Below are 23,772 nucleotides of genomic sequence, written 5' to 3'. Positions count from 1 at the left end.
GGGTAAGTTCATTTCGCATGACTGCCCTACAAGCAGCCCCGACGACGACGCAGACGACCTCTTCCGAATTCACCGGCGGATTCCGTGACGGATTCCGCGTCGACCGCCCGAACGTGGCCGACGGCGCCTCCCTCTGGCGCATCGCCCGCGATTCCCGGACGCTCGACCTCAACTCCTCCTACAGCTATCTGCTGTGGTGCCGTGACTTCGCCTCCACCTCCGCGGTGGCCCGTTCCGAGGACGGCAGGGTGGCCGGCTTCGTGACCGGCTTCCTGCGGCCCGAGGACCCCCGGGTCCTGCTGGTGTGGCAGGTGGCCGTGGACGAGCGGCACCGCGGGCACGGCCTGGCCGGCCGGATGCTCGACGAACTGGTGGCCCGGATCGACCGTGAGAGCGAGCTCGGCGTGGACACCGTCGAGACCACCATCACGCCCGGCAACAAGGCCTCCGAAAGCCTCTTCGCCTCCTTCGCCGCCCGCCACGGCGCCGACCTGACCCGCGAGGTCCTCTTCGCGGGCGACCAGTTCCCGGCCGAGGGCGAGGCCCACGCCCCCGAGGTGCTGCACCGCATCGCACCGCTGTGAGCCGACGCCGGAGGCAGCCACCGCGCCCCGGAACGTCCGTGCCCCAGCAGCCCGAGAACCCTCCCTTCTTCCGACATCTCCCGAGGAGTTGTACGTCGTGACCGTCATCCAGCCCGACCTGACCGTCTTCGAGTCCCTGGAGTCCGAGGTCCGCAGCTACTGCCGCGCCTGGCCCACCGTCTTCGACCGCGCCCAGGGCAGTCACATGTACGACGAGGACGGCCGCGCCTACCTCGACTTCTTCGCGGGCGCCGGCTCCCTGAACTACGGGCACAACAACCCGGTCCTCAAGCGCGCCCTGCTCGACTACCTCGAGCGGGACGGCGTCACCCACGGCCTCGACATGTCGACGACGGCCAAACGCGCCTTCCTGGAGACCTTCCACCGCCTGGTGCTCCAGCCGCGCCACCTGCCGTACAAGGTCATGTTCCCCGGCCCGACCGGCACCAACGCCGTCGAGTCGGCGCTCAAGCTGGCCCGCAAGGTGAAGGGCCGCGAGTCCGTCGTCTCCTTCACCAACGCCTTCCACGGCATGTCGCTGGGCTCGCTCGCGGTCACCGGCAACGCCTTCAAGCGGGCCGGCGCGGGCATCCCGCTGGTGCACGGCACGCCGATGCCGTTCGACAACTACTTCGACGGCACGGTCCCCGACTTCCTGTGGTTCGAGCGGCTGCTGGAGGACCAGGGCTCCGGCCTCAACAAGCCGGCCGCGGTGATCGTCGAGACCGTGCAGGGCGAGGGCGGCATCAACGTCGCCCGCCCGGAGTGGCTGCGCGCCCTCGCCGAGCTGTGCGAGCGGCAGGACATGCTGCTGATCGTCGACGACATCCAGATGGGCTGCGGCCGCACCGGCGCCTTCTTCTCCTTCGAGGAGGCCGGCATCACCCCGGACATCGTCACCGTCTCCAAGTCCATCAGCGGCTACGGCCTGCCCATGTCGCTCTGCCTGTTCAAGGGCGAACTGGACGTGTGGGAGCCGGGCGAGCACAACGGCACCTTCCGCGGCAACAACCCGGCCTTCGTCACCGCCACCGCCGCCCTGGAGACCTACTGGTCCGAGGGCGACGCGCTGGAGAAGCAGACCCTGGCCCGCGGCCTCCAGATCGACCAGGCGCTGGCGCAGATCACCGCCGAGAACCGCCCCCACGTCAAGGAGTACCGCGGCCGCGGCCTGGTGTGGGGCCTGGAGTTCCACGACAAGGAGCGGGCCGGCCGGGTGGCGCGCCGCGCCTTCGACCACGGCCTGCTCATCGAGACCTCCGGCCCGGAGGGAGAGGTCGTCAAGCTGCTCCCCGCGCTGACGATCACGCCCGACGAGCTGGACGAGGGCCTCCGCGTCCTCGACCGGGCCGTGCGGGAAACGGCGTGAGGCCACGGCCTGCTGCCGCCGCCACCCCGCCCGGCCGACGAACGATCACCAGAGAGGTGCGCACAACACCGTGATAGTCCGATCCTTCAAGGAGATCGAGGGCACCGACCGGCACGTGAAGGCCGCCACCGGTACCTGGGAGAGCAAGCGCATCGTCCTCGCCAAGGAGGGGGTCGGCTTCTCCGTGCACGAGACCGTCCTCTACGCGGGCACCGAGACCACCATGTGGTACGCCAACCACATCGAGGCCGTGGTCTGCACCGAGGGCGAGGCCGAGCTCACCGACGAGACCACCGGCGAGAAGTACCTGATCACGCCCGGCACCATGTACCTCCTCGACGGCCACGAGAAGCACACCATGCGGCCCAGGACGGACTTCCGCTGCATCTGCGTCTTCAACCCGCCCGTGACCGGACGGGAGGACCACGACGAGAACGGCGTCTACCCTCCCCCAGACTTCGTCCGGGGGGACCCCCAGATCACCGAGGAGGTCTGAGACACGTGTCCACCGCGACGACCGCACCCACAGGCAACGGCGTCACCGACCTGTACCCCACCCGCGGGGCCCAGGAGGTGATGGTGCCCCGCCAGGACCCCGTCGTCTGGGGCAGCCCCGACGCGCCCGGCCCGATCGTCCCCCAGGACCTCGTGTCCTTCGAGCGGGACGGCTTCCTCGCCGTCGACCAGCTGATCACCCCGGAGGAGGTCCAGGTCTACCGGCGGGAACTGGACCGCCTGGTCGCCGACCCGGGCATCCGCGCCGACGAGCGCTCCATCGTCGAGCCGCGGACCCAGGAGATCCGGTCGGTCTTCGAGGTCCACCGGATCAGCGAGCTCTTCGCCAACCTGGTCGCCGACGAGCGGGTCGTGGGCCGCGCCCGGCAGATCCTGGGGTCGGACGTCTACGTCCACCAGTCCCGGATCAACGTCAAGCCCGGCTTCGGGGCCTCCGGGTTCTACTGGCACTCGGACTTCGAGACCTGGCACGCCGAGGACGGGCTGCCGAACATGCGGACCGTGTCGGTGTCGATCGCGCTCACCGAGAACTTCGACACCAACGGCGGGCTGATGATCATGCCGGGGTCGCACAAGACCTTCCTCGGCTGCGCCGGAGCCACCCCGAAGGACAACTACAAGAAGTCGCTGCAGATGCAGGACGCGGGCACCCCGTCCGACGAGGCGCTCACCGCCCTCGCCGGGCAGCACGGCATCAAGCTCTTCACGGGCAAGGCCGGCTCCGCGACCTGGTTCGACTGCAACTGCATGCACGGGTCCGGCGACAACATCACGCCGTTCCCGCGCAGCAACGTCTTCATCGTGTTCAACAGCGTGGAGAACGCGGCCGTCGAGCCGTTCGCCGCGCCGGTGCGGCGCCCCGACTTCCTCGGGGCCCGCGACTTCACCCCGGTGCGCTGACGACCGCGCCGACGGCCGCGTTGGCGACCGCGTCGACGACCGTCACGGCGCGCTGAGCGTCCCCTTCGCTCAGCGCGCCAGGACGTCGAGCAGACGGTCGACGTCCGCGGGGCCGTTGTGCAGGTGGAAGGCGGCCCGCAAGCTGCCCGCACGGTCGGAGACCTCGATCCCGGCCGCGGACAGCTCGGGCTGCCGTCCGCCCAGCCCCGGCACCGACACGATCGCCGACCCGGGGGAGGGCACCGGCTCGTGCCCCAGCCGCGCCAGCCCCTCGCGGAACCGCTCCGCCAGCGCCAGGTCGTGGGCGTGGATCGCCTCCACCCCGAGCTCCTCGATCAGCGCCAGCGACCGCGGGGCGGCGACGCAGGCGATGCTCTGCGGCTCGTCGAACCGCCGTGCGGTGCGGGCCAGTTCGGCGACCGGCCCGTAGCAGCTCGCCCACGGCTCCTGGCCCGCCACCCAGCCGGCCGAGAGCGGGAGCAGCCCGCCGAAGTCCTCCGGCACGGTCAGGAACGCCAGGCCGAACATGCCGCACAGCCACTTGTGCGTGACGGTCACCGTGAAGTCGTAGGAGCCGGCGTCCAGCGGGAGCCAGCCGGCGGCCTGGGAGACGTCGAGGCAGATCCGGGCGCCGTGCGCGGCCGCCGCGGCGCGCAGCCCGGGCAGGTCGACCAGCCGCCCGTCGGCGGACTGGACGGCGCTGACCACGACCATCGCGGTCCCCGCGCCCACCGCCCCGGGGATCCGCTCCAGCGGCACGGAGCGCACCTTGAGGTCGCCGCGCACGTGGAACGGGTTGACCAGCGAGCTGAAGTCGCCCTCCGCGGTGAGCACCTCGGCCCCCGCGGGCAGCGAGGCCGCGACCAGGGCGCTGTAGGAGACCACCGACGAGCCGACCGCCACCCGGCCGGGGGACACGCCCATGATCCGGGCGTACGCGGCACGGGCCTCCTCCGCCTGGCCGAAGAAGTCGGCGGGGCGGCCGGCCGCGGCGTCGTCCAGCGCGGCGCGGACCGCCCGCGCGCTGCGGGCCGGGAGCAGGCCGACCGCCGCGGTGTTCAGGTACACGCTCTCCGGACGGAACTCGGACGGGACGACGCTGTCGAGGATCGGCATGGCCTCACGATGCCCGTCCCGTCCGGCCCGCGTCCACAGGGCGTCCGCCCGGCGGGTCCCGCCGTCCGCCCGGCGGGGCCCGCCAGGTGCCTCACGCCTCCTGGTGCCGCGGGACCTCGCAGCCGTCGGGGCCGCAGGCGTCGCCGTCGGAGAGGACCGTCAGCGGGCTCCGCTCGCCCCAGGCCTGGGTGAGCGCCTGGGTGAAGAGCTCCGCCGGCTGGGCCCCGGAGACCCCGTACTTCCGGTCGATCACGAAGAACGGCACCCCGGTCGCCCCGAGGGCCGCCGCGTCCCGCTCGTCCGCCCGGACCTCGTCCGCGAACGCCGCCGGGTCGCCCAGCACCGTGCGCACCTCGTCCTCGTCGAGCCCGGCCCGCACGGCCAGCTCCACCAGGTACTCGTCCGCGTCGGCGAAGACGGACCGCTCCTCCGCGAAGTTGGCCCGGTAGAAAAGGTCCAGCAGCTCGGAGTGGCGTCCCCGCTCCTTGGCGAGCTGCAGCAGCCGGTGGAGGTCGAAGGTGCCGCCGTGGTCGCGGCCCTCGGCCCGGTACGGCAGGCCCTCGCCGGCCGCCTGCGCCGCCAGGTTGGCCTCGCCGGCCCGCGCCTGCTCCTCGGTCATGCCGTACTTCTTCGCCAGCAGCCCGAGGACGGGCTCCACGTCCCCCTTGGCCCGCCCGGGGTCCAGCTCGAACGACCGGTGCACGACCTCCACCTCGTCCCGGTGCGCGAACCCGGCCAGCGCCTTCTCGAAACGGGCCTTGCCGACGTAACACCACGGACAGGCGATGTCGGACCAGATCTCCACACGCACGGGGGCACTCCTGAAAACTCGCGACGGTATTCGGTGCGGCAACGCGCCCGGCCACCCACCGCATTCCCGAGGCGGGGCGGGGCAGGGCGAGGTGAGGCCGGGCGGGCCGGCAGGTCCCGGCCGGTGGCCGCGGTGGCCGCCGGCCGGGCGCCGTGGTCCGGGCGCCGTGCTCCGTGCTCCGTGCTCCGTGCGGGAGTGGTCTACTTCCAGGCGGCCGCGGCGGCCCGCAGCGCGCCGGCCAGGTCCACCTCGACGCCGCGCTCCGCCAGCACCGCCCCCAGCGCCGCCAGGCTGCCCTGGACCGCGCCCGGCGTGGCGTCCCGGCCGTAGTGGTTGACCCGGATCATCTCGGCCGCCAGCGCGCCACCGCCGGCCACCAGCGGCAGCGCCGGGTCCGCGGCCAGCGCCCGCGCCACCAGGTCGGAGGCCACCACGCCCTCCGGGGTCCGCAGCGTGGTCGCCACCGGCGCCGCGTCCCGCGCGTCGTGGACGTACGGCGTCAGCCCGCCGCCCAGCGTCAGCACACCGGCCCGGGTCGCCGCGGCGGCGGCCGCGTGACGGCCCATCAGGGCGTCCAGGCCCTCCTGCTCGACCCGCTCCACACAGGCCTCCAGCGCCAGCATCTCGAGCTGCGCCGGAGCGTGCAGCAGGGCGGTGCGACCGCGGTCGATCCAGCGCTCCTTCCAGTCGAGGAGCGACAGGTAGGAGTGGCGGGGCGCCTTCGGGTTCGCGGCCATACGGGCCCACGCCCGCTCGCTCACCGACACCGCCGAGACGCCCGCCGGACCGCCCAGCGCCTTCTGCGCGCCGATCACGCAGAGGTCGACGCCCCACTCGTCCGTCAGCACCGGCTCCGCCCCGATGGAGGCCACCGCGTCCAGGTACAGCAGCGCGCCGTGCTCGCGGACCACCTCGCCGATCTCCGCGACCGGGTTGGTGTTGCCGGTGGCCGCCTCGGCGTGCACCAGCGAGACGAAGTCGATCTCCGGGTGCTCGGCCAGCGCCTCGCGGACCTGCCCGGCGGTCACTGCGGTGTGGAACGGGACCGCCAGGTCGTGGACGGTCGCGCCGCAGTCCCGCAGCCAGTCGCCGAAGGTCTGCCCGTACGGGCCGGTGATCACGTTCAGCGCCACCGTTCCGGGTCCCGCGCACCCGCGGATCGCGCCCTCCAGCGGGAGCAGCGCCTCGCCCTGGGTGATCACGACGTCGTCGGTGGTGCCGAGGAGCCGTGCCACCCGGTCAGCGACGGCTGCGAAACGGGCGGCGCCGAGCGGGGCCAGGTCCAGGAAGGGATGGGTCACGGTGGTGCTCTCTTCGCCGAGTGGGTGCGGGTGGTCCGGGTGGTGCGCCCCGAGGGTAACCGGTGCCCGCGCGAGGCCGCGGACCGCCCGGTTCCGGCTCGTTGCCGTACGCGGTCCGCACCCCGGCCGAACGCCCCGGCAACGGCCGGTGAACTTCACCGGTCGCCGTCCCTCGCGGACTCCCCAGGGCGAAAAGCCGACCGTACTTTGTGCGCATCATGGACACGATCCCCTGGGAGATCACTCTCACCGTGCTCGGCGTCGTCATCCCGACGGTGGCCGGCGTGTACGAGTTCTTCTTCATCGGCAGGAAGCGGCTCGGCTACCGGATCCAGATGGACACGCGGGCCTTCGGCGAGGACTTCGCCGGCGCCCGGCACCCGTCCCTGGTGCTGGTGCGGATCGAGAACAACGGCTCGGTGCCCGTCGACGTCGACGACTACATGGAGAGCGAGCCCGTCGGGCTGTCCGTCCGCTTCCCGCGCCGCCGCGTCGTGCGCGCCTTCGACCCCACGCGCCGCGGCCCCAGCTCGCCCACCAACGCCATCCCGCTGCTCAACCGGGACCCGGAGCGGGCCGACCCGGACGTACTGCGGCTGCCCCGGGTCCCGCTCAACCCGAACGAGCACTACAAGGTGCTGGTGGTGCTCGACGAACTCGACGGGGACAACGCCCCCGAGCGGGACGGCGACGAGTCCGACGCGGTGATGGTGAGCCGGATCAAGGGCGGCCGGATCACCCGCACCCGCTACCGGGCCCGCGTCTCCCGGGGCGTGGTCGCGCTGATCACCGTGATGGCTTCGCTGATCGTCGCCCTGTACTACGTGTCCGAGGGCAACTCCACGGCCGCGGTGGACTGCGCCTCCGGCAAGCTCACCGTGGTCGGATCCACCGCCTTCCGCCCCGTGGTGGAGAAGGCCGCCGAGAGCTACCGCGAGGCCTGCCGCGAAGCCCCCGGGGACGTGGAGATAGACATCCGGGCCTCCGGCAGCCAGGAGGGCGTCCGCACCCTCGACGAGGCGGGCCGCAAGGCGGGCGAGGACGGCCCGGCCATGCTCGCCTTCTCCGACGGCCGCAAGGGCGACGGCCACCCGCAGCTCCTGCCCCGCCCCGTGTCGTTCTCCCTGTTCACCCTGGTCGTCAACGAGGCGGCGGGCGTCCAGGACCTGACGCCGGAGCAGATCCGGCGGATCTACGCCGGCCGGTACCGCAACTGGAGCGACGTCGGCGGCAACGACCTGCCGATCGCCCTGGTCGGACGCTACTCCAACTCCGGCAGCCGCCGGGCGCTGGAGGAACGCGTGCTCGACGGCGCCACCGAACCCAACGTCACCTCCCACGACTGCCGCGCCCGGGTCGCCCGCCCCGACCACCCCGCGCTGCGCTGCGAACGCGGCTCCACCCAGGAGGCGCTGGACACGGTGGCCGCCGTCCCCGGCGGCCTCGGCTACGCGGAGGCCCACGCCGCCGGCGCCCGGACGGACCGCCTCCGCCTGGTCCGCATCGACGGCCACCCCGCCGAGCTCGACGCCGCCGACCGGGGCGTCTACCCGTTCTGGGCCACCGAGTACGCCTACACCTACGGGCAGCCGCCGGCCGACTCCCTGGTCGCCGGGTTCCTGCGGTACATGACCCTGGAGGTCGGCCAGGACGTCATCCGGGAGTACGGCCAGCGGCCCTGCGCCGACCTCGCCAACCCGAGGCTGTGCCGGCCCTCCTGACGCGGCCGGGGTGAGGGATCTAGGGTGCGGGGCATGAGCGATCACGCGGTGCTGCGGGTGAAGGGGAGGGTGCTGGTCGGGCCCGAGGAGGTCCGGGACGAGATCTGGGTGGTCGGCGGGCGGATCAGTCACGACCGCCCGGTGGGCGCCCGGGACGTCCGCACCGTCGAGGGATGGGTCCTGCCCGGGCTGGTCGACGCCCACTGCCACGTGGGGCTCGGCGCGGACGGGGCCGTACCGGACGACGTCTCGGAGAAGCAGGCGCTGACCGAACGGGAGGCCGGGGCGCTGCTGCTGCGCGACGCCGGCTCGCCCGCCGACACCCGGTGGATCGACGACCGGGAGGACCTGCCGCGGATCATCCGCGCCGGACGGCACATCGCCCGCACCCGGCGCTACATCCGCAACTTCGCCTGGGAGGTCGAACCGGAGGACCTCGTCGCCCACGTGGCACGGGAGGCACGGCGCGGCGACGGGTGGGTGAAGCTGGTCGGCGACTGGATAGACCGCGCCGAGGGCGACCTCGCCCCCTGCTGGCCGCGCGGGGCCGTCGAGGCCGCCATCTCCGAGGCGCACCGGCTGGGGGCGCGGGTCACCGCGCACTGCTTCGCCGAGAACTCCCTGCGGGACCTGGTCGAGGCGGGCATCGACTGCGTCGAGCACGCCACCGGGCTCACCGAGGACACCATCCCGCTCTTCGCCGAGCGGGGCGTCGCCATCGTGCCGACGCTGGTCAACATCGCGACCTTCCCGAAGCTGGCGGCGGGCGGGGACGAGAAGTTCCCCCGCTGGTCCGCCCACATGCGGCGGCTCCACGAGCGGCGCTACGACACGGTGCGGTCCGCGTGGAACGCCGGGGTGCCGGTGTTCGTCGGCACGGACGCCGGGGGGACGCTGCCGCACGGGCTGGTGGCCGAGGAGGTCGCCGAGCTGGTGCGGGCGGGGATCCCGGCCGCCGACGCGGTGGGGGCGGCGTCGTGGGCGGCCCGCTCCTGGCTGGGGCGGCCGGGCCTCGACGAGGGTGCGCCGGCCGACCTCGTCGTCTACGAGACCGACCCGCGCGAGAACGTGGCGGTCCTCGCCGCACCCCGCCGGGTCGTCCTCAACGGCCACGTGGTGGCCTGACAATCCCCCGCACCCTGCCGAACGCCCACCCCCGCGGGCGACTCGCGTCCCACCCCTGCGCGGGCGGCTCGTGTCCACCCTTGCGGGTGACTCGCGTCCACCCCTGCGCGGGCGGCTCGTGTCCACTCTGCGGGCAATCGTGCCGCTGGGGCGGCACGGGTGGGCGCAGACGGTGCCGTACGCACGCGACCTCACCAGCGGCACCGGCAGGCACCCGGCGCAGACGGCACCGTACCCACGCGACCTCACCGCGGTGCGGGGAAGCGGCCCCGCGCCGCGGCAAGGGCGGCGGCGCGGAGCCGGGGCACGTGAGGGTGACGGCGGCGGCGTTACTCGCCCAGGCCCGCGAGGTCGCGAAGCCGCCGCCCCTGCGCGGCCCGCTCCGCGGCCCGCTGCTCGTCGAACGTCCGCCCCACCGCCCCCTGCAACAACGCCTTCGTCTCGATCACCGCGGACCGCGGAGCCGCCAGCAACGCCGCGGCCAGATCCCGCACCGCACCGTCCAGCTCCTCCCGCTCCACCGCGAGGTTGGCGAGCCCGCTGCTCACCGCCTCCTCCGCGCCCACGAACCGTCCGGTGGCACAGATCTCGAGCGCACGGGCGTATCCCACGAGCGCCACCAACGGCTGCGTGCCGGTGAGGTCGGGGACCAGCCCCAGGCTGGTCTCCCGCATGGCGAACTGGACGTCGTCCGCGACCACCCGCAGGTCGCAGGCGAGGGCGAGCTGGAACCCGGCCCCGATGGCGTGGCCCTGGACGGCCGCGATCGACACGACGTCGCTCCGCCGCCACCAGGTGAACGCCTCCTGGTACCCGGCGATGATCGCGTCCATCCCGGCCTCGTCGCCGCGCGCCATGTCCAGGAAGGACGGCTCGCCGGGGAAGCCCTCCGGCGTGAACGCCTGGCGGTCGAGCCCGGCGGAGAAGGACTTGCCCTCCCCGCGGAGCACGACGACCCGGACGGCACCCGGCAGCGCCCGGCCCGCCTCGGCGAGGGCACGCCACAGGGCCGGGCTCTGCGCGTTGAGCCTGGCGGGGTTGGTCAAGGTCACCGTCGCGGTCTCACCGTCGACGACGAGCCGGACGCCGTCCTTGTCGAGGACAGGGTCGAGCGAAGTCATGACGCCTCCGAATGGGTGCGGTCGGCCGACGCGTCCCCGTGAGACACGCCGGTAAGTGACTGCACAGTAACCACCCGGCCGGTCGGAGGACCGACCGGGTGGCCGCCGTCATCGGAGTCGAGGACCGGCCGGCCTCAGGCCGACTGCGCCTTCTTGCCGCGCGTCGCGCCGCCACGCCCACGCAGCGTGACGCCCGACTCGCTGAGCATCCGGTGCACGAAGCCATACGAGCGGCCGGTTTCCTCGGCCAGTGCCCGGATGCTCGCACCGGAGTCGTACTTCTTCTTCAGGTCTGCCGCGAGCTTGTCGCGCGCGGCGCCGGTCACCCGGCTGCCCTTCTTCAGAGTCTCGGCCACCCGTGCCTCCTCATGGGAAGTGCGCTCTGGTCCTCTCATGATCACCCCTTGCCGCCGTCCTGGCCACCCATTCGGCAAGGTCCGTAGGACCGGCTTTTGACGACAGGAGTGCGTGCGCACATACGGAAAGTCTCATTCCGTCGACCGGTACCCGCACGCCTGAACGGTATTCCGGGCGAAGCAGCAGGTCACGGACGCGAAGCGGCCGGGCCCCCACGAGGCGGGGGCCCGGCCGAGAAATGTGTGCACCGCACACCCGGGTACCAGGAGTCCTCACACAGATGAAGGAGCCGGGATCGTCCGAATGATCCAATACGGGTCAGGCGAGCGCCACCAGGTCGGCGTACGAGGCGCCCCAGAGGTCCTCGATGCCGTCCGGGAGCAGGATGATCCGCTCCGGCTGCAGCGCCTCGACGGCGCCCTCGTCGTGGGTCACCAGCACCACCGCGCCCGTGTACGTGCGCAGCGCCCCGAGGATCTCCTCACGGCTGGCCGGGTCGAGGTTGTTGGTGGGCTCGTCCAGCAGCAGCACGTTGGCGGAGGAGACCACCAGCGTCGCCAGGGCCAGCCGGGTCTTCTCGCCGCCGGAGAGCACCCCGGCCGGCTTGTCGACGTCGTCGCCGGAGAACAGGAACGAGCCGAGCACCTTGCGGACCTCGACCAGGTCCATGTCGGGCGCGGAGGAGCGCATGTTCTCCAGGACCGTGCGGTCCGGGTCGAGGGTCTCGTGCTCCTGGGCGTAGTAGCCCACCTTCAGGCCGTGGCCGGGGACGATCTTCCCGGTGTCGGGCTGCTCCACCCCCGCCAGCATGCGCAGGAGCGTGGTCTTGCCCGCGCCGTTGAGGCCGAGGATGACCACGCGGGAGCCCTTGTCGATGGCCAGGTCGACGTCGGTGAAGATCTCCAGCGAGCCGTAGGACTTCGACAGGCCCTCCGCCATCAGCGGCGTCTTGCCGCAGGGCGCCGGCTCCGGGAAGCGGAGCTTGGCGACCTTGTCGGACTGGCGGACGTCGTCCAGGCCGGAGAGCAGCCGCTCGGCGCGGCGGGCCATGTTCTGCGCGGCGACCGTCTTGGTGGCCTTGGCGCGCATCTTGTCGGCCTGGGCGTTGAGCGCGGCGGCCTTCTTCTCGGCGTTCTGCCGCTCCCGCTTGCGGCGCTTCTCGTCCGCCTCGCGCTGCTGCTGGTACAGCTTCCAGCCCATGTTGTAGACGTCGATGGCCGCCCGGTTGGCGTCCAGGTAGAAGACCTTGTTGACGACCGTCTCCACCAGCTCGACGTCGTGGGAGATCACGATGAAGCCGCCGCGGTAGCTCTTCAGGTAGTCCCGCAGCCAGACGATCGAGTCGGCGTCGAGGTGGTTGGTGGGCTCGTCGAGCAGCAGGGTGTCCGCGTCCGAGAAGAGGATGCGGGCCAGCTCGATTCGGCGGCGCTGACCGCCGGAGAGCGTGTGCAGCGGCTGCGAGAGCACGCGGTCGGGAAGGTTGAGCGCGGCGGCGATGGTGGCGGCCTCGGCCTCGGCGGCGTACCCGCCCTTGGTGAGGAACTCCGTCTCCTGGCGCTCGTACTGCTTCATCGCCTTGTCGCGCGTGGCGCCCTTGCCGCTGGCGATGCGCTCCTCGTTCTCCCGCATCTTGCGCAGCAGCACGTCGAGCCCGCGGGCGGAGAGGACGCGGTCGCGGGCCAGGACATCGAGGTCGCCGGTGCGGGGGTCCTGCGGCAGGTAGCCCACCTCGCCGGAGCGGGTGACGGTACCGGCGGCCGGGATGCCCTCACCGGCCAGCACCTTGGTGAGCGTGGTCTTGCCGGCTCCGTTGCGGCCGACCAGGCCGATGCGGTCGCCCTTGGCGACGCGGAAGCTGGCGGACTCGATGAGGACGCGTGCGCCGGCACGCAGTTCGACGCCGGTGGCGGTGATCACGGACAGACTCCAGGGCGTGAGAAGGGCGGACGGGCTTCGCGGACGGGCTTCGCGGAGGCGTACCGCCGTCTAGTGCGCGAGGAGAAAGGCCATGACGGAAGTCTAACGGGCGTATGCAAGCAATTTTCCCGGCGTGCGTTGTCGGACCCGGGTGCAAGACTGTGCAAAAGGTCACACATCAGGCATAACGGCCGACGCGAGAACCGTCGCGAGAACCGACGCGGGAACCGATGTGAGAAGGGGAAGGTGGGAGCGATGACCGACAGCCGGAACGGACGGCCGGGCCTGTGCCCGACGCTGCTGTACGCCGACGCCAAGGCAGCGGTGCGGCAGCTCACCGAGGCACTGGGCTTCCGGGAACTCGCCCTGTACGAGGGCGAGGGCGGCACGGTGGCGCACGCCGAGCTGGCCCAGGGCGGCGGCGTGGTGATGCTCGGCTCGAAGAAGGGCAACGGCGGAGTCTTCGCCGAGGCCATGCGGGACGCCGGCCCGGCCGGGGTCTACGTGGTCGTCGAGGACACCGACGCGCACCACGCCCGGGCGGTGGAGCACGGCGTCGAGATCCTGATGCCGCCCACCGACCAGGACTACGGCTCGCGGGACTACATGGCCCGCGATCTCGAGGGCAACGTGTGGAGCTTCGGCACGTACGCCCCCGAGATACCGGACTGACACGGGGCCGGACGGCGGCCCGGCCGGGCTGGGTCAACCGCCCCCGGTGTGCACCTGGAAGGCGGCCCGGCGCACGGCCTTGGCCAGCGCCGGGTCGGGATGCGCCGCGGCCAGCGCCACCAGCACCTGCACGGTGCGCGGGTGACCGACGGAGCGGACCTCCTCCAGCAGCTGGGGCACGGTCGGCTGCAGCGCGGACTCGAGGTGGCGCACCAGCATGGGCCCCTCACCGTGGTCGGCGACGGCCGCCGCGGTGTCCACCCAGAGCCAGGTCGCCTCGTCCCGGGTGAGCACCTGGTGCGCGTCCTCCGGGTCGGCGCCCTCGTGCTCGGCGAGCCAGAGCAGCGCATAGGGCCGCAGCGCGGCCTCCGAGGCCGCGCCCCGCACCACCGGCTCGGCCGGCGCCCCGACCACGCGCAGCGCGTCGAAGGCGAGGCCGCGCAGCAGGGCGTCCTCGCCGCGGGCGGCGGCCAGCAGTTCGGTCACCGCCCGGCCCACCGGGCGGGCCGCCAGCCACGCCTGGTACTCGGCGCGCGCCGCCTTGGGACGCAGCCGGGCACAGCCGCGGAGCATGTCCTCGGCGGCCTGCTCGATGTTGCCCGCCGGGCTCTGCGCGGCCACGCAGATCTGCTCCAGCTTGACCCAGACCGCCCAGCTGCCGAGCGGGGTGAGGGTGGCCTGCCGGGCCGGCCCGTCCCCCTCCAGCTCCAGGGCGCCCACCCCGGCCAGCGCGCCCAGCGCCCACTCCAGCAGCGGGGCGAGCTCGTCCGGGGTCACCGGCGGGGCGGCCTGCCGGTCCTCCGGCCGCGGTGGTGCGGCGGCCGGCTCGGTGGGGGCGCGCCCCGCCTCGGGAGCCGCCGTGTAGGGGACCTCGCAGCGTTCGGTGCGCAGTTCGGTGACGCGCTGGCCGAGCAGGTCCAGGAGCTGCTCCACCGGGACGGGCCCGGCCGACAACTGCAGGAAGGAGAGGACCTGGGGCATCGCGGAGACGGTGTCGGCGACCGCGGAGGCGCCCTGGCCGTCGGGCTCCGCACAGGTCAGCGACCAGGCGTCGAACAGGGCGACCCAGCCGCGGAGCACGGCGCTGTCGTCGCGGTCCCAGGCGCGCAGCCGCCAGCCGGGGCGGGCGTCGGCGCCGTGCACCTCGACGAGGCCGGCCAGCCGGGCGATGTCCCAGTCGGACCGGACCTGCGCGACGGTCAGGCCCAGTTCGCGGGCGGCCCGGTCGGCGGTCGGGTCGGACAGGGTGCCCTTGCCGTCGGGGGCGCCGCCCCGGGTGCCGGGGCCGAGCGCGGTGTCGGCCCAGCGGGCGACGCGCACGGCGCCGGCCAGCCGGGTGCGGGCCATCGCGGCCAGGGCGGACCGCGGCGGTGTGCCCTCGGGCGGCCGTGGAGCCGGCCTCGGGACGCGCCGCTGGTCCGTCACCCGGGGGGCGGCGGCCAGAGGTCGGGTGCGGACGAGTCGAAGTCTGGAGTCGCGCGGAATACGGGACGTCACGGGGGCAGTCTCTCGGGTGGGGGACCGAAAACCCAAACGGAACGTCCGGTCGGCCTTCGGAAGGGGGTCTCGGAGGGCCGTTCCGGGCCTCACATGAAGGGCGTGAGGAAGCGGCGTACGGCTTCCTCGTAGCGTGCCGGGTCGCTGTTCCACATCGCGGCGTGCGGGGCGCCGCGGAAGGTCTGCAGGGTCACCAGGTGCGGAAGGCGGTCGGCCAGCGCCCGGGAGAGCTGCCAGTCGGCGACCCGGTCGTCCGGGCCGTGCAGGATCAGGGTCGGCGTCCGCAGCGGCTCGGGATCGTCCCAGGCCGGGTCCTCGTGGGCCTGGAGCCGGCCGCGGGTGGCGCGCACCGCCAGCGGCAGCAGCGCGCGGGGCACCCCGCGGGCGGTGGCCAGGGTGCGGGCCGTCGCCTCCCAGTCCAGCACCGGGGAGTCCAGCACCACGCCCGCGACCCGGCTGCGCAGCCCGGAGCGCTGGGCGGCGCGCAGGGCCATGGTGGCGCCGGCCGACCAGCCCAGCAGGACCACCCGGCGGGCCCCGTAGCGGACGGCGTAACGGATCGCGGCGTCCAGGTCCCGCCACTCGGTCTCCCCGAAGTGGAAGCGGCGGTCGGGGGAGCGGGGGGCTCCCGGATCCCCGCGGTGGGCCAGGGCGAGCACCGGGAAGGCCTGGTCGTGGAAGAAGGGGAGCAGGTTGAGGACCTGCTCGCGGGTGGAGCCCAGGCCGTGGGCGGCGATCACCCAGGTGGAGCGCTGCCCGGGCAGGAACCAGCCGGGCAGCAGGCCCAGCTCGCCCGGGACCTCCACGTCGGCGTAGGTGAGGTCCAGCGCGGTCACCGGGTTGCCGACGTGCACGGCGGGGGAGAACCAGACCCGGTCGCCGCGGCGCAGCACGCCCCGGGAGACGCGCTCGAGCCGCCGGACCACGGCGTCGGGGGCGTGCGGAAGGTCGTCGCGCACCGGTCCGACCACGGCGTGCGGGCCGCCGTCCCCGGTGTCCCTGCCGACCAGCCCGTGGACGCCGGGGCGGAGTGCCGCGAGGTCGCGGGTGAGGCTGATCCAGTCCTCGCCGACGTCGTGCACCGTGAGGTGCGGCTCGGTGGGCAGCGGCCGGTCCGGAGAAGTCCTGAGCGCGGTGTCGCCCGCCAGTCGTCCGGCGGCCACCGCTGCCGCGGCGCCGGCGACCGCGGTGACCGTCGCGGCCTTGAGGTTCACTGTGCGCACCCGTCCAGTTTCAAGGAGCTCTCCTTGCCTCGCCACCGGAGCCGCCACCGGCTCCCAGGGCTTCGTGTGCCCCGTCACGGCGGTGTCAGCCCTCGCCCGTCGTCCTGTCGGCCCTCGCCCGTCCGTCGTGCCGGCCCTCGGGCGTCCGCGGCGGTGTCAGCCCTCGCCCGCCGGGTCCGTGCCGGTGCCGGCCTCCGCGGGCCGGCCGTAGTGCCGCAGGCGCCGTGCCGTGGTTGCGCAGCAGGCAGGCGGTGCGGTCCTCCAGGGCGGCGAGCGTGGCCTCGGCCAGCTCCGGGGTCCCGTAGGTCGCGTACGGCGCGACCCGCACCGGGCCGCCGAGCGCTGCCGTCATGTAGTGGACCGGCGGGAGCTCGTCGACCAGCGTGGAGACGGCGGTGGCGTGCACGGCGTGGGTGTGCACCACGGCCCGGGCGCCGGTGCCCCGGTGGACGGCCAGGTGCAGCGGCAGCTCGCTGGTCGGCTCCGCCGTCCCCAGCCTCCGCCGCCCGTCCAGCCCCACCCCCACCAGGTGCCCGGGCCCGAGCCGGTCGTAGGGGACGCCCGACGGCGTCACCAGCACCAGGTCCTCGCCCACCCGCACCGAGACGTTTCCGGAGGTGCCGACCACCAGACCGTCCTCGGCGGTGCGCCGGGCGGTGGCCACCAGCCACCGCCAGGCCCGCGCCGTCTCGTCCGGTACGCTCGTCAGTTCGGTGTCCCGCATGTCCGGGATCCTGCCCGCCGCGCCGGTGCCTCCACCGGCCTTCGGCCCCGGGCGTGACAAGGATCTCCATGACGGCCGCCGTCTCCTGCGGACCGCTCCCGGCTCTCGGCGCCCGGCACCACCTCTGACCAGGCTGTATCGACAAGTCGACACGTTGGGCCGAGCGGCCGCGACCGGCCTCCGCCCCTCCCGTGGGGACCGCATGGGTGACCGTAAACCGTCAGTAGGGCGTCAGTTCACCTTCCGTTCACCCTGGTTACTTACGTTCAAATCGCCAATGACGTCGAACGATTGCCTGGGTAAATGGAAAGCTTCTCGCTGATCCTCGCGATTGTGGTGATCACCGCTCTCGCGTTCGATTTCACGAACGGTTTCCACGACACCGCCAACGCCATGGCCACCACGATCTCCACCGGCGCGATGAAGCCGAAGACCGCAGTGGCCATGTCCGCCGTGCTGAACCTTGTGGGTGCTTTCCTCTCCGTGGAGGTCGCCAACACGATCTCCAAGGGACTCGTGGACGAGTCGGGGATCCAGCCCGAGGTGATCTTCGCGGCCTTGGTGGGCGCCATCCTCTGGAACCTGCTGACCTGGCTGGTCGGCCTCCCCTCCAGCTCCTCGCACGCCCTCATGGGCGGTCTGCTGGGCGCCACCGTCGCCTCCGCCGGTTTCGGCGCGGTGCACGGCGGCACGCTGGTCACCAACGTGCTCATCCCGGCGCTCGCGGCCCCGCTGGTGGCCGGCATCGCCGCCACGGTGGGCGCGCGGATCACCTACAAGCTGGGGACGAAGACCGAGGAGCAGACGGCCAAGAAGGGCTACCGCGCCGGCCAGATCGCCTCCGCGGCGCTGGTCTCCCTCGCCCACGGCACCAACGACGCCCAGAAGACGATGGGTGTCATCACCCTCGCCCTGGTCACCGGCGGCGTCCTCGTCCCGGACTCCGACCCGCCGATGTGGGTCATCGCCTCGGCGGGTCTCGCCATCGCGCTCGGCACCTACCTGGGCGGCTGGCGCATCATCCGCACCATGGGCAAGGGCCTGACCGACCTCCAGCCGCAGCAGGGCTTCGCGGCCCAGACCTCCGCGGCCACCGTGATCCTGGCCTCCTCCCACCTGGGCTTCTCGCTCTCCACCACGCACTCCGTCTCGGGTGCCGTGATGGGCGCCGGCCTCGGCCGCAAGGGCGGCGTGGTCCGCTGGTCCACCGCCGGCCGGATGCTGGTCGCCTGGGTGCTGACCCTGCCGGCCGCCGCGCTGGTCGCCGCCGGCGCCGAGTTCGTGACGCAGCAGGGCGCCTGGGGCACCGTGGTCGTGGCCGTCTTCCTGGTCGGCTCCAGCCTCGCCATCTGGCTGATCTCCCGTCGTGAGGTCGTGGACCACACCAACGTGAACGACGTCGAGGAGGACGGGGTCGTCGCCGACGCGGTCGCCGCCGTCGCCGTCCCCCCGACCCAAGCGGTCGCGGAGGAGCTGGAGCGCGTGATGCCCTCCCAGGCCTCCGGCCCGGCCGTCGGCGCGGACCAGGAGTCCGCGACGTCGCCCGCCAAGGTCTGACGCCCCCGCACACCGGCGAACCAGAAAGAGAAGCAGCATGAACATCGACTGGGCGGCTCTCGGCTCCGTCTTCGGAGTCAGCCTCGTGGCCACCGTTCTCCTGGTGGGCCTGTTCACCCTCGGCATCGCCGGCCTCTCCCAGCGGGAGAAGGCGGCCCGCACCGGCGGCACGGCCCCGCTCGCGGTCGCCGGCGCCTACACCTGCTTCGCCGCCTGCGCGGCGGCGGTGGCGTTCGGGATCTACCTGATCGTGGCCTGACCCGACGGGCTCCGGCCCACGGCAATCGCCGAAGGGCCCGGCGGAGAGTCGCTCTCCGCCGGGCCCTTCGGCGTTCCCCGGCTCACTCCACGGCGGTGACCAGCACCGCCACGGCGGCCTCCGGCAGCACCGCCGTGACCGCCTCCCGCACCCCGGTCGCCACCTCCAGCGGCGGCCTCGCCCGGCTCACGGCCACGTCCACCCGCACCAGGCGCCGTCCGGTCGCCTCCTCCCGCGACAGGTGCAGGCCCCGCCGGGCCGGGCCGCCGGGCATCACCGGCATCCCACGCGGCTCCAGCACACCCGGGACCGCCCGCACCGCCGCCTCGACCAGCGCCTCGTCGGCCCCCGCCGGCGCCCCGTGGCCGCCGGCCGGACGCGCCGGACCGGGCGGGGAGGAGGGCTCCGCCTCGTCCTCGTCGGCGTCGTCACCCGGACGGGCGTACTCCTCGAGGAGAAGGTCCGCCACCGTCAGGTCGACCTCAGCGACGGCCAGACCGAGCTCCGCGGCCGCCGCGGCCACCTGCTCGCGCAGCCGGCGCGCTGCCTCGGTCACCGGCCCGCCGCCCACCGAGTCGAAGGCCGCCTCCACCCGCAGCGGGCCCGGCGCCACCGCGGCCTCGGGCGCGGGCGGCGCCGGGCGTGGGCCCGACGGGTCGGCGGGCCCCAGCCGCAGGCCCCGCAGCCGCGTTCCGTCCACCTGTCGCGCGGCCGTGCGCAGCGCGGCCTCGGCGGGCCGCGCCGCGATCCACAGGCCGTCCCCGGGGGCGCCCAGCGGCAACGGCCTGCCGAGCCCGGTCCTCCGCCGGACCGCCCCGGCCCACTCCTGAGAAGTCCGTCGCGCATGAGAGGTCATTCCTCCACCTTGCCGTATCCGAACGGCGAGTCACGGAAACGCCACTTAGCGTGGTCGCAGGAGGACGACCGAAAGGACGTACGGCTATGAGTGAGACGACTGGCGCCACCGGCGCCGCGGGAACCCGGGGCCGCACCACGATCGCCGACGGCGTGGTCGAGAAGATCGCCGGTCTGGCGGCCCGCGACGTGGTCGGCGTGCACGCCATGGGCAGCGGCAGCTCCCGGGCCTTCGGCGCCATGCGTGACCGCGTCCCCGGCGGAGGCGGCCCCAAGGCCGTCTCCCGCGGGGTCAAGGCCGAGGTCGGCGAGGTGCAGACGGCGCTCGACCTGGAAATCGTCGTGGACTACGGCGTCTCCATCTCCGACGTCGCCCGGGACGTCCGGGAGAACGTCGTCGCCGCCGTCGAGCGGATGACCGGCCTCCAGGTGGTCGAGGTCAACATCGCGGTGAGCGACGTCAAGCTCCCCGACGAGGAGGACGAGTCGGCCCCGGAGCCCCGGATCCAGTGACCCGGTCCACCGAACAGAGGCGCCGGCCCGAAACGGGCGGGTCCGGGACCGGACGGACCGCGCGGCGCACGACGAGGAGCGCACGATGAGCATGGCCGTGATCGGCATGATCGCGGGAATGGCCCTGGGCTTCGCCGGATACTTCGGCGGCTTCGGCGCCTTCCTGCTGGTGGCGGCGCTGGGCGCCGTCGGCTTCCTGGTCGGCAGGTTCCTGGAGGGAGACCTGGACGCCGGCGACCTGTTCCGTCCCCGCGGCGGGCGGGGGTGACGGTGCCCGACACGACCACGGCCCTCCGCCGCCCGGACACCGGTCCGGGCGGCGGCCCGGCCTCCGTACCCGCCGCCGAACGCGGCGAGACCCGGCTCGCCGACCGCGTGGTGGCACGCATCGCCGCGCAGGGCGCCCGTGAGGCGCTGGACGTCCTGCCGGCCGACGCCGTCCCGCCCTACGCGAACGTCGTCGTCCACCAGGACGCCGGCACCGCCCGGGTCACCGTCAACTGCGAACTGGCCTACCCCTCCGACCTCGGCGCCCAGTGCCGTGCCGTGCGCCGCCGGGTCACCGAACGGGTGGCGGAACTGGCCGGACTGAAGGTGCTGGAGGTCGTGCTGCACGTGGAGCGGCTGCACTCCGGCCGGGGAGAACTGCGATGAGCGACACGACCACCGAAGAACGCCCCGACGGCCCCGGACGCCCCGAAGGCACCGCCGAGGAGCCGCAGGCGCCGGACACCGGGGCCACCATGGTCGAGCCGGGCGCCACCGGGCGGTTCTGGTCCACCCGGCGGCGGCCCTCGGCCGTGGCCGCGCTGCTGCTGCTGGCCGCCGCCGTGCTGCTCCTGGCCGACCTGGCCGCCGTCCGCGCCGGGCGCCCCGCGCTGGGCGGCGTGCGCCGCCGCCTGGCCCGGGAACTGTCCCAGCGCCCGCTCGACGACGTGTGGGTGCTCGTCGGGGCGGGCGTCGCCGCCGCGCTCGGACTGTGGCTGCTGGTGCTCGCCCTCACCCCCGGGGTGCGGGGCATCCTCCCGATGCGGCGCACCAACCCCGACATCCGCGCGGGGCTCGACCGCACGGCCGCCGCCATGGTGCTCCGGGACCGGGCGCTGGAGGTGCCCGGGGTGCGCGCGGCGCGGGTGAGGATGCGCCGGCGGAAGGCCGACGTGCGCGTCGTGGCGCACTTCAGGGAGCTCGACGAGGTCGGGGGCGACGTCCGGAGCCGGCTGGAGGAGGCGGTGGGCGGTCTGGGCCTGTCCCGGCCGCCGTCGCTCGCGGTGAAGGTGCGGCGTCCCGAGCGGAAGAAGGGGTGAACGAGGTGCTGAGGATCGTCAACCGGGTGCTGCTGGGACTGATCGGCCTGGTGCTGCTGGTGGTGGGCGGCTCGGTCCTGGCGGTCGGCCTGGGCGCGCCGTCCCCCGGCTGGTGGATCCACCAGGGGCGGGACGACGTGCTGCTGACCGCGGCGGAGCGCACCCGGTGGCGCGACCAGGGCTGGTGGTGGCCCGTGGTGTTCGCCGTGCTCGCCGTGCTGCTGGTGCTGGCCCTGTGGTGGCTGACGCGCTCGGTGCAGCGGCACCGGCTGGCGGTGGTCACCGTCGACACCGGTGACGACGAGGGCGCCGCGCTGCGCGCGCGGGCGCTGGAGAACTCGGTCGCCGCCGAGGCCGCCGGCCTCGACGGCGTCGACCGGGCGCGGGTACGGCTCACCGGGCGGCGCCGGACGCCGAGGATGCGGATGGGCGTCCGGCTGGACCCGGACGCGGACCCGGGGCGCACCCTGGACCGCCTCACCTCCGAGACGCTGGCCCACGCCCGGGCCTCGGTGGGACTGACCTCCCTACCCTCGGAGATCCGCATGCGCGCCGTCAAACGCCGCCCCGAACGCGTGTCCTGACCCCCGCCGACGCGGCGCGGGAAGCCCGCCTGCGCCCCCACCGCCACGGCGGTGGGGGGTGGGGGCGCAGGCGCGGCCCCCACCGCCCACCGCCGTCCGTCAGAACCCGCGGCGGGTGCCGCCGTCGACCGGGATCATCACGCCCGTCACGTAGGAGGCGGCCGGCGACAGCAGGAACGCCGCCACCCGTCCGAACTCCTCCGGCCTGCCGTACCGGCCCAGCGGGATGCGCGCCTCGTTGGCCGCCCGCGTCGCCGCCGGATCGGCGGAGAGCGCGTCCAGCTCCCGCACCCGGTCGGTGTCGATCCTCGACGGCAGCACGCCCACCACCCGCACGCCCCGCGACCCCAGCTCGTCGGCGAGCGACTTGGCGAAGCCCGCCAGGCCGGGCCGCAGCCCGTTGGAGATGGTCAGCCCGGAGACCGGCTCGTGCACCGAGCTGGAGAGCACGAAGCCGACGACACCGCCCCGGCCCAGCTCCGCGGCGGCCGTCCGGGCCATCCGCACCGCGCCGAGGAACACCGTCTCGAACGCGCCGAGCCACTGCTCGTCGGTGTTGTCGGCGGCCAGCCCGGCCGGCGGCCCGCCCACGCTGATCAGCACGCCGTCGAAGCGCCCGAAGTGCTCACGGGCCGCGGCGATCAGCCGTTCGGGCGTCCCGGGATCGCCGTTGTCGGCGGCGACGCCCACCGCGTTCGGCCCGAGCTCCGCGGCGGCCGCGGCCACCGAGGCCTCGTCACGGCCGGAGACGACCACCTTCGCCCCGTCGGCGACCAGTTCGCGCGCGGTGGCGTTGCCCAGTCCGCGGGAGCCGCCGGTGACGACGTAGACACGGTCCTTCAGTCCAAGATCCATGCCCACCATCCTGCACCCGGTACGGCCGTCAGGCGGTCGCCGGGGTCGCCTTCTCCTCCGCCGCGCCTTCTCCGGCGTCGGGCCCGTCGGCGAGTTCGCGGCGTTCCCGCACCTCGCGGCGGACCAGCACCACCCAGCCGATCGGCACGCCTCCCGTGAACAGCCACCACTGGATCGCGTACGCCATGTGGTTGCCGATGCTGTCGTGGTCCGGGCCCGGGATCAGCTCGGGGCTGCCGTCCGCGGGCGCGGGGGAGACCAGCTCGACGTACCCGCCGAGCACCTCGGCGCCCAGCCGCTCGGACTCCGACCCGCTGCTGATCAGCATGACCTGCCGGTCGGGGAGGTCGTCGAGGTCCTTGATGCCGCTCTCCGCGGTGGTCTGGTCGGCCATCAGCCGGCCGGTCACCGTCACCTCGCCGCCCGGCGGGGCGGGGATCTCGGGGAACTCGCTCTGCCTGCCGTCGGCCGGCACCCAGCCGCGGTTGACCAGCAGGTACCGGCCGTCCTCCAGTCGCAGCGGGGTCAGCACGTGGTAGCCCACCCGGTCGTCGGCGTTGGTGCGGCGGCGCACCACCACCTCGCGGTCGGTCTCGAAGACGCCGCGCGCCGTCACGTGCCGGTAGTACAGGTCGCGGTCGATGCGCGCCCCCGGCCGGGTCAGCGACTCGACCGGCACCGGCTCGGCCTCCAGCGCCTTTTCGATGCGCTGGTTGGAGGCCACCCGGTCGATATGACGGTGCCACTGCCAGAAGCCCAGCTCGATCATGGTGGGGACGAGCGCCAGGGCGACCAGGGTGACGATCACCCACTGCCGGGTCAACAGGAAGCGGTACACACGACGACGGTAACAACCGCCGCGTCCCGTTCGTCCGTCACCCCCGGTCG

Annotated in this window: 26 protein-coding genes; 14 read left to right on the top strand and 12 right to left on the bottom strand. The window is 73.9% G+C overall.

Features of this window, described 5'->3' with window-relative positions:
- The first annotated feature begins 17 nt into the window (after positions 1-17).
- The 4 genes from ectA (at position 18) to thpD (ending at position 3,369) form a co-directional block, all read left to right on the top strand.
- Positions 18-584, top strand: coding sequence for a diaminobutyrate acetyltransferase (gene ectA, locus ACWD3O_RS24455; protein ID WP_451412430.1), 567 nt, complete (start codon positions 18-20; stop codon positions 582-584).
- 97 nt (positions 585-681) lie between these two features.
- Complete coding sequence (gene ectB / locus ACWD3O_RS24450) at positions 682-1,953, top strand: diaminobutyrate--2-oxoglutarate transaminase (protein WP_451412429.1); 1,272 nt, start codon at positions 682-684, stop codon at positions 1,951-1,953.
- A gap of 70 nt (positions 1,954-2,023) precedes the next feature.
- Positions 2,024-2,449: an ectoine synthase gene (locus tag ACWD3O_RS24445; RefSeq protein ID WP_451417354.1), complete on the top strand. Its 426-nt coding sequence runs from the start codon at positions 2,024-2,026 to the stop codon at positions 2,447-2,449.
- Between the two features lie 80 nt (positions 2,450-2,529).
- Positions 2,530-3,369: an ectoine hydroxylase gene (gene thpD, locus ACWD3O_RS24440; protein ID WP_451417403.1), complete on the top strand. Its 840-nt coding sequence runs from the start codon at positions 2,530-2,532 to the stop codon at positions 3,367-3,369.
- A gap of 69 nt (positions 3,370-3,438) precedes the next feature.
- Here thpD and ACWD3O_RS24435 read toward each other — a convergent pair whose 3' ends face one another.
- The 3 genes from ACWD3O_RS24435 to ACWD3O_RS24425 all read right to left on the bottom strand — a co-directional run bounded on the left by ACWD3O_RS24435 (position 3,439) and on the right by ACWD3O_RS24425 (position 6,597).
- Entirely contained in the window at positions 3,439-4,485 is a 1,047-nt protein-coding gene (locus tag ACWD3O_RS24435; RefSeq protein WP_451417353.1) for an aminotransferase class V-fold PLP-dependent enzyme, read from the bottom strand.
- Positions 4,486-4,576: 91 nt separating this feature from the next.
- On the bottom strand, positions 4,577-5,296 hold the full coding sequence (locus ACWD3O_RS24430; protein ID WP_451417352.1) for a DsbA family oxidoreductase: 720 nt from the start codon (positions 5,294-5,296) through the stop codon (positions 4,577-4,579).
- A 200-nt stretch (positions 5,297-5,496) separates the two neighbouring features.
- Positions 5,497-6,597: a pyridoxal-phosphate-dependent aminotransferase family protein gene (locus ACWD3O_RS24425; protein WP_451417351.1), complete on the bottom strand. Its 1,101-nt coding sequence runs from the start codon at positions 6,595-6,597 to the stop codon at positions 5,497-5,499.
- 218 nt (positions 6,598-6,815) lie between these two features.
- Between ACWD3O_RS24425 and ACWD3O_RS24420 the strand changes: the two genes are divergently transcribed.
- Positions 6,816-8,318 (top strand): PstS family phosphate ABC transporter substrate-binding protein, encoded by a 1,503-nt coding sequence (locus ACWD3O_RS24420; RefSeq protein ID WP_451417350.1) that lies wholly within the window; start codon positions 6,816-6,818, stop codon positions 8,316-8,318.
- Between the two features lie 33 nt (positions 8,319-8,351).
- Positions 8,352-9,443: an amidohydrolase family protein gene (locus tag ACWD3O_RS24415; protein WP_451417349.1), complete on the top strand. Its 1,092-nt coding sequence runs from the start codon at positions 8,352-8,354 to the stop codon at positions 9,441-9,443.
- Between the two features lie 329 nt (positions 9,444-9,772).
- Here ACWD3O_RS24415 and ACWD3O_RS24410 read toward each other — a convergent pair whose 3' ends face one another.
- The 3 genes from ACWD3O_RS24410 to ACWD3O_RS24400 all read right to left on the bottom strand — a co-directional run bounded on the left by ACWD3O_RS24410 (position 9,773) and on the right by ACWD3O_RS24400 (position 12,838).
- Positions 9,773-10,564 carry an enoyl-CoA hydratase/isomerase family protein gene (locus ACWD3O_RS24410; RefSeq protein ID WP_451417348.1) on the bottom strand — a complete coding sequence of 264 codons (792 nt, stop codon included), beginning with the start codon at positions 10,562-10,564 and terminating at the stop codon, positions 9,773-9,775.
- A gap of 134 nt (positions 10,565-10,698) precedes the next feature.
- Positions 10,699-10,920, bottom strand: coding sequence for a helix-turn-helix domain-containing protein (locus ACWD3O_RS24405; protein WP_030578326.1), 222 nt, complete (start codon positions 10,918-10,920; stop codon positions 10,699-10,701).
- Between the two features lie 319 nt (positions 10,921-11,239).
- Positions 11,240-12,838 (bottom strand): ABC-F family ATP-binding cassette domain-containing protein, encoded by a 1,599-nt coding sequence (locus ACWD3O_RS24400; protein WP_451412422.1) that lies wholly within the window; start codon positions 12,836-12,838, stop codon positions 11,240-11,242.
- 255 nt (positions 12,839-13,093) lie between these two features.
- Between ACWD3O_RS24400 and ACWD3O_RS24395 the strand changes: the two genes are divergently transcribed.
- On the top strand, positions 13,094-13,510 hold the full coding sequence (locus tag ACWD3O_RS24395) for a VOC family protein (RefSeq protein ID WP_451417347.1): 417 nt from the start codon (positions 13,094-13,096) through the stop codon (positions 13,508-13,510).
- A 33-nt stretch (positions 13,511-13,543) separates the two neighbouring features.
- Here the strand turns inward: ACWD3O_RS24395 and ACWD3O_RS24390 are convergent, their stop codons facing one another.
- The 3 genes from ACWD3O_RS24390 to ACWD3O_RS24380 all read right to left on the bottom strand — a co-directional run bounded on the left by ACWD3O_RS24390 (position 13,544) and on the right by ACWD3O_RS24380 (position 16,954).
- The gene (locus tag ACWD3O_RS24390) at positions 13,544-14,857 is read right to left on the bottom strand and encodes a hypothetical protein (RefSeq protein ID WP_451417346.1); all 1,314 of its coding nucleotides are present in this window, start codon (positions 14,855-14,857) and stop codon (positions 13,544-13,546) included.
- Positions 14,858-15,096: 239 nt separating this feature from the next.
- Positions 15,097-16,230, bottom strand: a complete 1,134-nt coding sequence (locus tag ACWD3O_RS24385; RefSeq protein WP_451417345.1) for an alpha/beta hydrolase — start codon at positions 16,228-16,230, stop codon at positions 15,097-15,099.
- An 85-nt stretch (positions 16,231-16,315) separates the two neighbouring features.
- Entirely contained in the window at positions 16,316-16,954 is a 639-nt protein-coding gene (locus ACWD3O_RS24380) for a class II aldolase/adducin family protein (protein ID WP_451417344.1), read from the bottom strand.
- Between the two features lie 303 nt (positions 16,955-17,257).
- On the opposite strand from ACWD3O_RS24380, the gene ACWD3O_RS24375 reads away from it, so the two are divergent.
- Entirely contained in the window at positions 17,258-18,511 is a 1,254-nt protein-coding gene (locus ACWD3O_RS24375) for an anion permease (protein ID WP_451417343.1), read from the top strand.
- 37 nt (positions 18,512-18,548) lie between these two features.
- On the top strand, positions 18,549-18,770 hold the full coding sequence (locus ACWD3O_RS24370; RefSeq protein ID WP_451412416.1) for a hypothetical protein: 222 nt from the start codon (positions 18,549-18,551) through the stop codon (positions 18,768-18,770).
- An 82-nt stretch (positions 18,771-18,852) separates the two neighbouring features.
- Here the strand turns inward: ACWD3O_RS24370 and ACWD3O_RS24365 are convergent, their stop codons facing one another.
- A complete protein-coding gene (locus ACWD3O_RS24365; RefSeq protein WP_451417342.1) occupies positions 18,853-19,626 on the bottom strand; it encodes a nucleopolyhedrovirus P10 family protein in 774 nt (257 codons plus the stop codon).
- A gap of 86 nt (positions 19,627-19,712) precedes the next feature.
- Between ACWD3O_RS24365 and ACWD3O_RS24360 the strand changes: the two genes are divergently transcribed.
- From ACWD3O_RS24360 to amaP, 5 genes are all read left to right on the top strand, one after another.
- Positions 19,713-20,138 carry an Asp23/Gls24 family envelope stress response protein gene (locus ACWD3O_RS24360; RefSeq protein WP_451412414.1) on the top strand — a complete coding sequence of 142 codons (426 nt, stop codon included), beginning with the start codon at positions 19,713-19,715 and terminating at the stop codon, positions 20,136-20,138.
- 85 nt (positions 20,139-20,223) lie between these two features.
- Entirely contained in the window at positions 20,224-20,406 is a 183-nt protein-coding gene (locus ACWD3O_RS24355; protein WP_356138306.1) for a hypothetical protein, read from the top strand.
- Between the two features lie 2 nt (positions 20,407-20,408).
- Positions 20,409-20,792: a hypothetical protein gene (locus ACWD3O_RS24350; RefSeq protein WP_451417341.1), complete on the top strand. Its 384-nt coding sequence runs from the start codon at positions 20,409-20,411 to the stop codon at positions 20,790-20,792.
- Complete coding sequence (locus tag ACWD3O_RS24345) at positions 20,789-21,445, top strand: DUF6286 domain-containing protein (RefSeq protein WP_451417340.1); 657 nt, start codon at positions 20,789-20,791, stop codon at positions 21,443-21,445. Before ACWD3O_RS24350 ends, ACWD3O_RS24345 begins: the two co-directional genes overlap by 4 nt.
- Positions 21,442-22,029, top strand: a complete 588-nt coding sequence (amaP, locus tag ACWD3O_RS24340; RefSeq protein WP_451412411.1) for an alkaline shock response membrane anchor protein AmaP — start codon at positions 21,442-21,444, stop codon at positions 22,027-22,029. The genes ACWD3O_RS24345 and amaP overlap by 4 nt, the downstream gene beginning before the upstream one ends.
- A 99-nt stretch (positions 22,030-22,128) precedes the next feature.
- Here amaP and ACWD3O_RS24335 read toward each other — a convergent pair whose 3' ends face one another.
- Both ACWD3O_RS24335 and ACWD3O_RS24330 read right to left on the bottom strand, forming a co-directional pair.
- Entirely contained in the window at positions 22,129-22,884 is a 756-nt protein-coding gene (locus ACWD3O_RS24335) for an SDR family oxidoreductase (RefSeq protein WP_451412410.1), read from the bottom strand.
- Between the two features lie 28 nt (positions 22,885-22,912).
- Positions 22,913-23,722, bottom strand: coding sequence for an SURF1 family cytochrome oxidase biogenesis protein (locus ACWD3O_RS24330; RefSeq protein ID WP_451417339.1), 810 nt, complete (start codon positions 23,720-23,722; stop codon positions 22,913-22,915).
- Between the last annotated feature and the right edge of the window lie 50 nt (positions 23,723-23,772).

It is taken from the genome of Streptomyces sp. NPDC002640 (genome assembly GCF_053592575.1).
The sequence above is the reverse complement of the archived record's forward strand: the minus strand, read 5'-3'. Positions and strand labels throughout refer to the sequence as shown.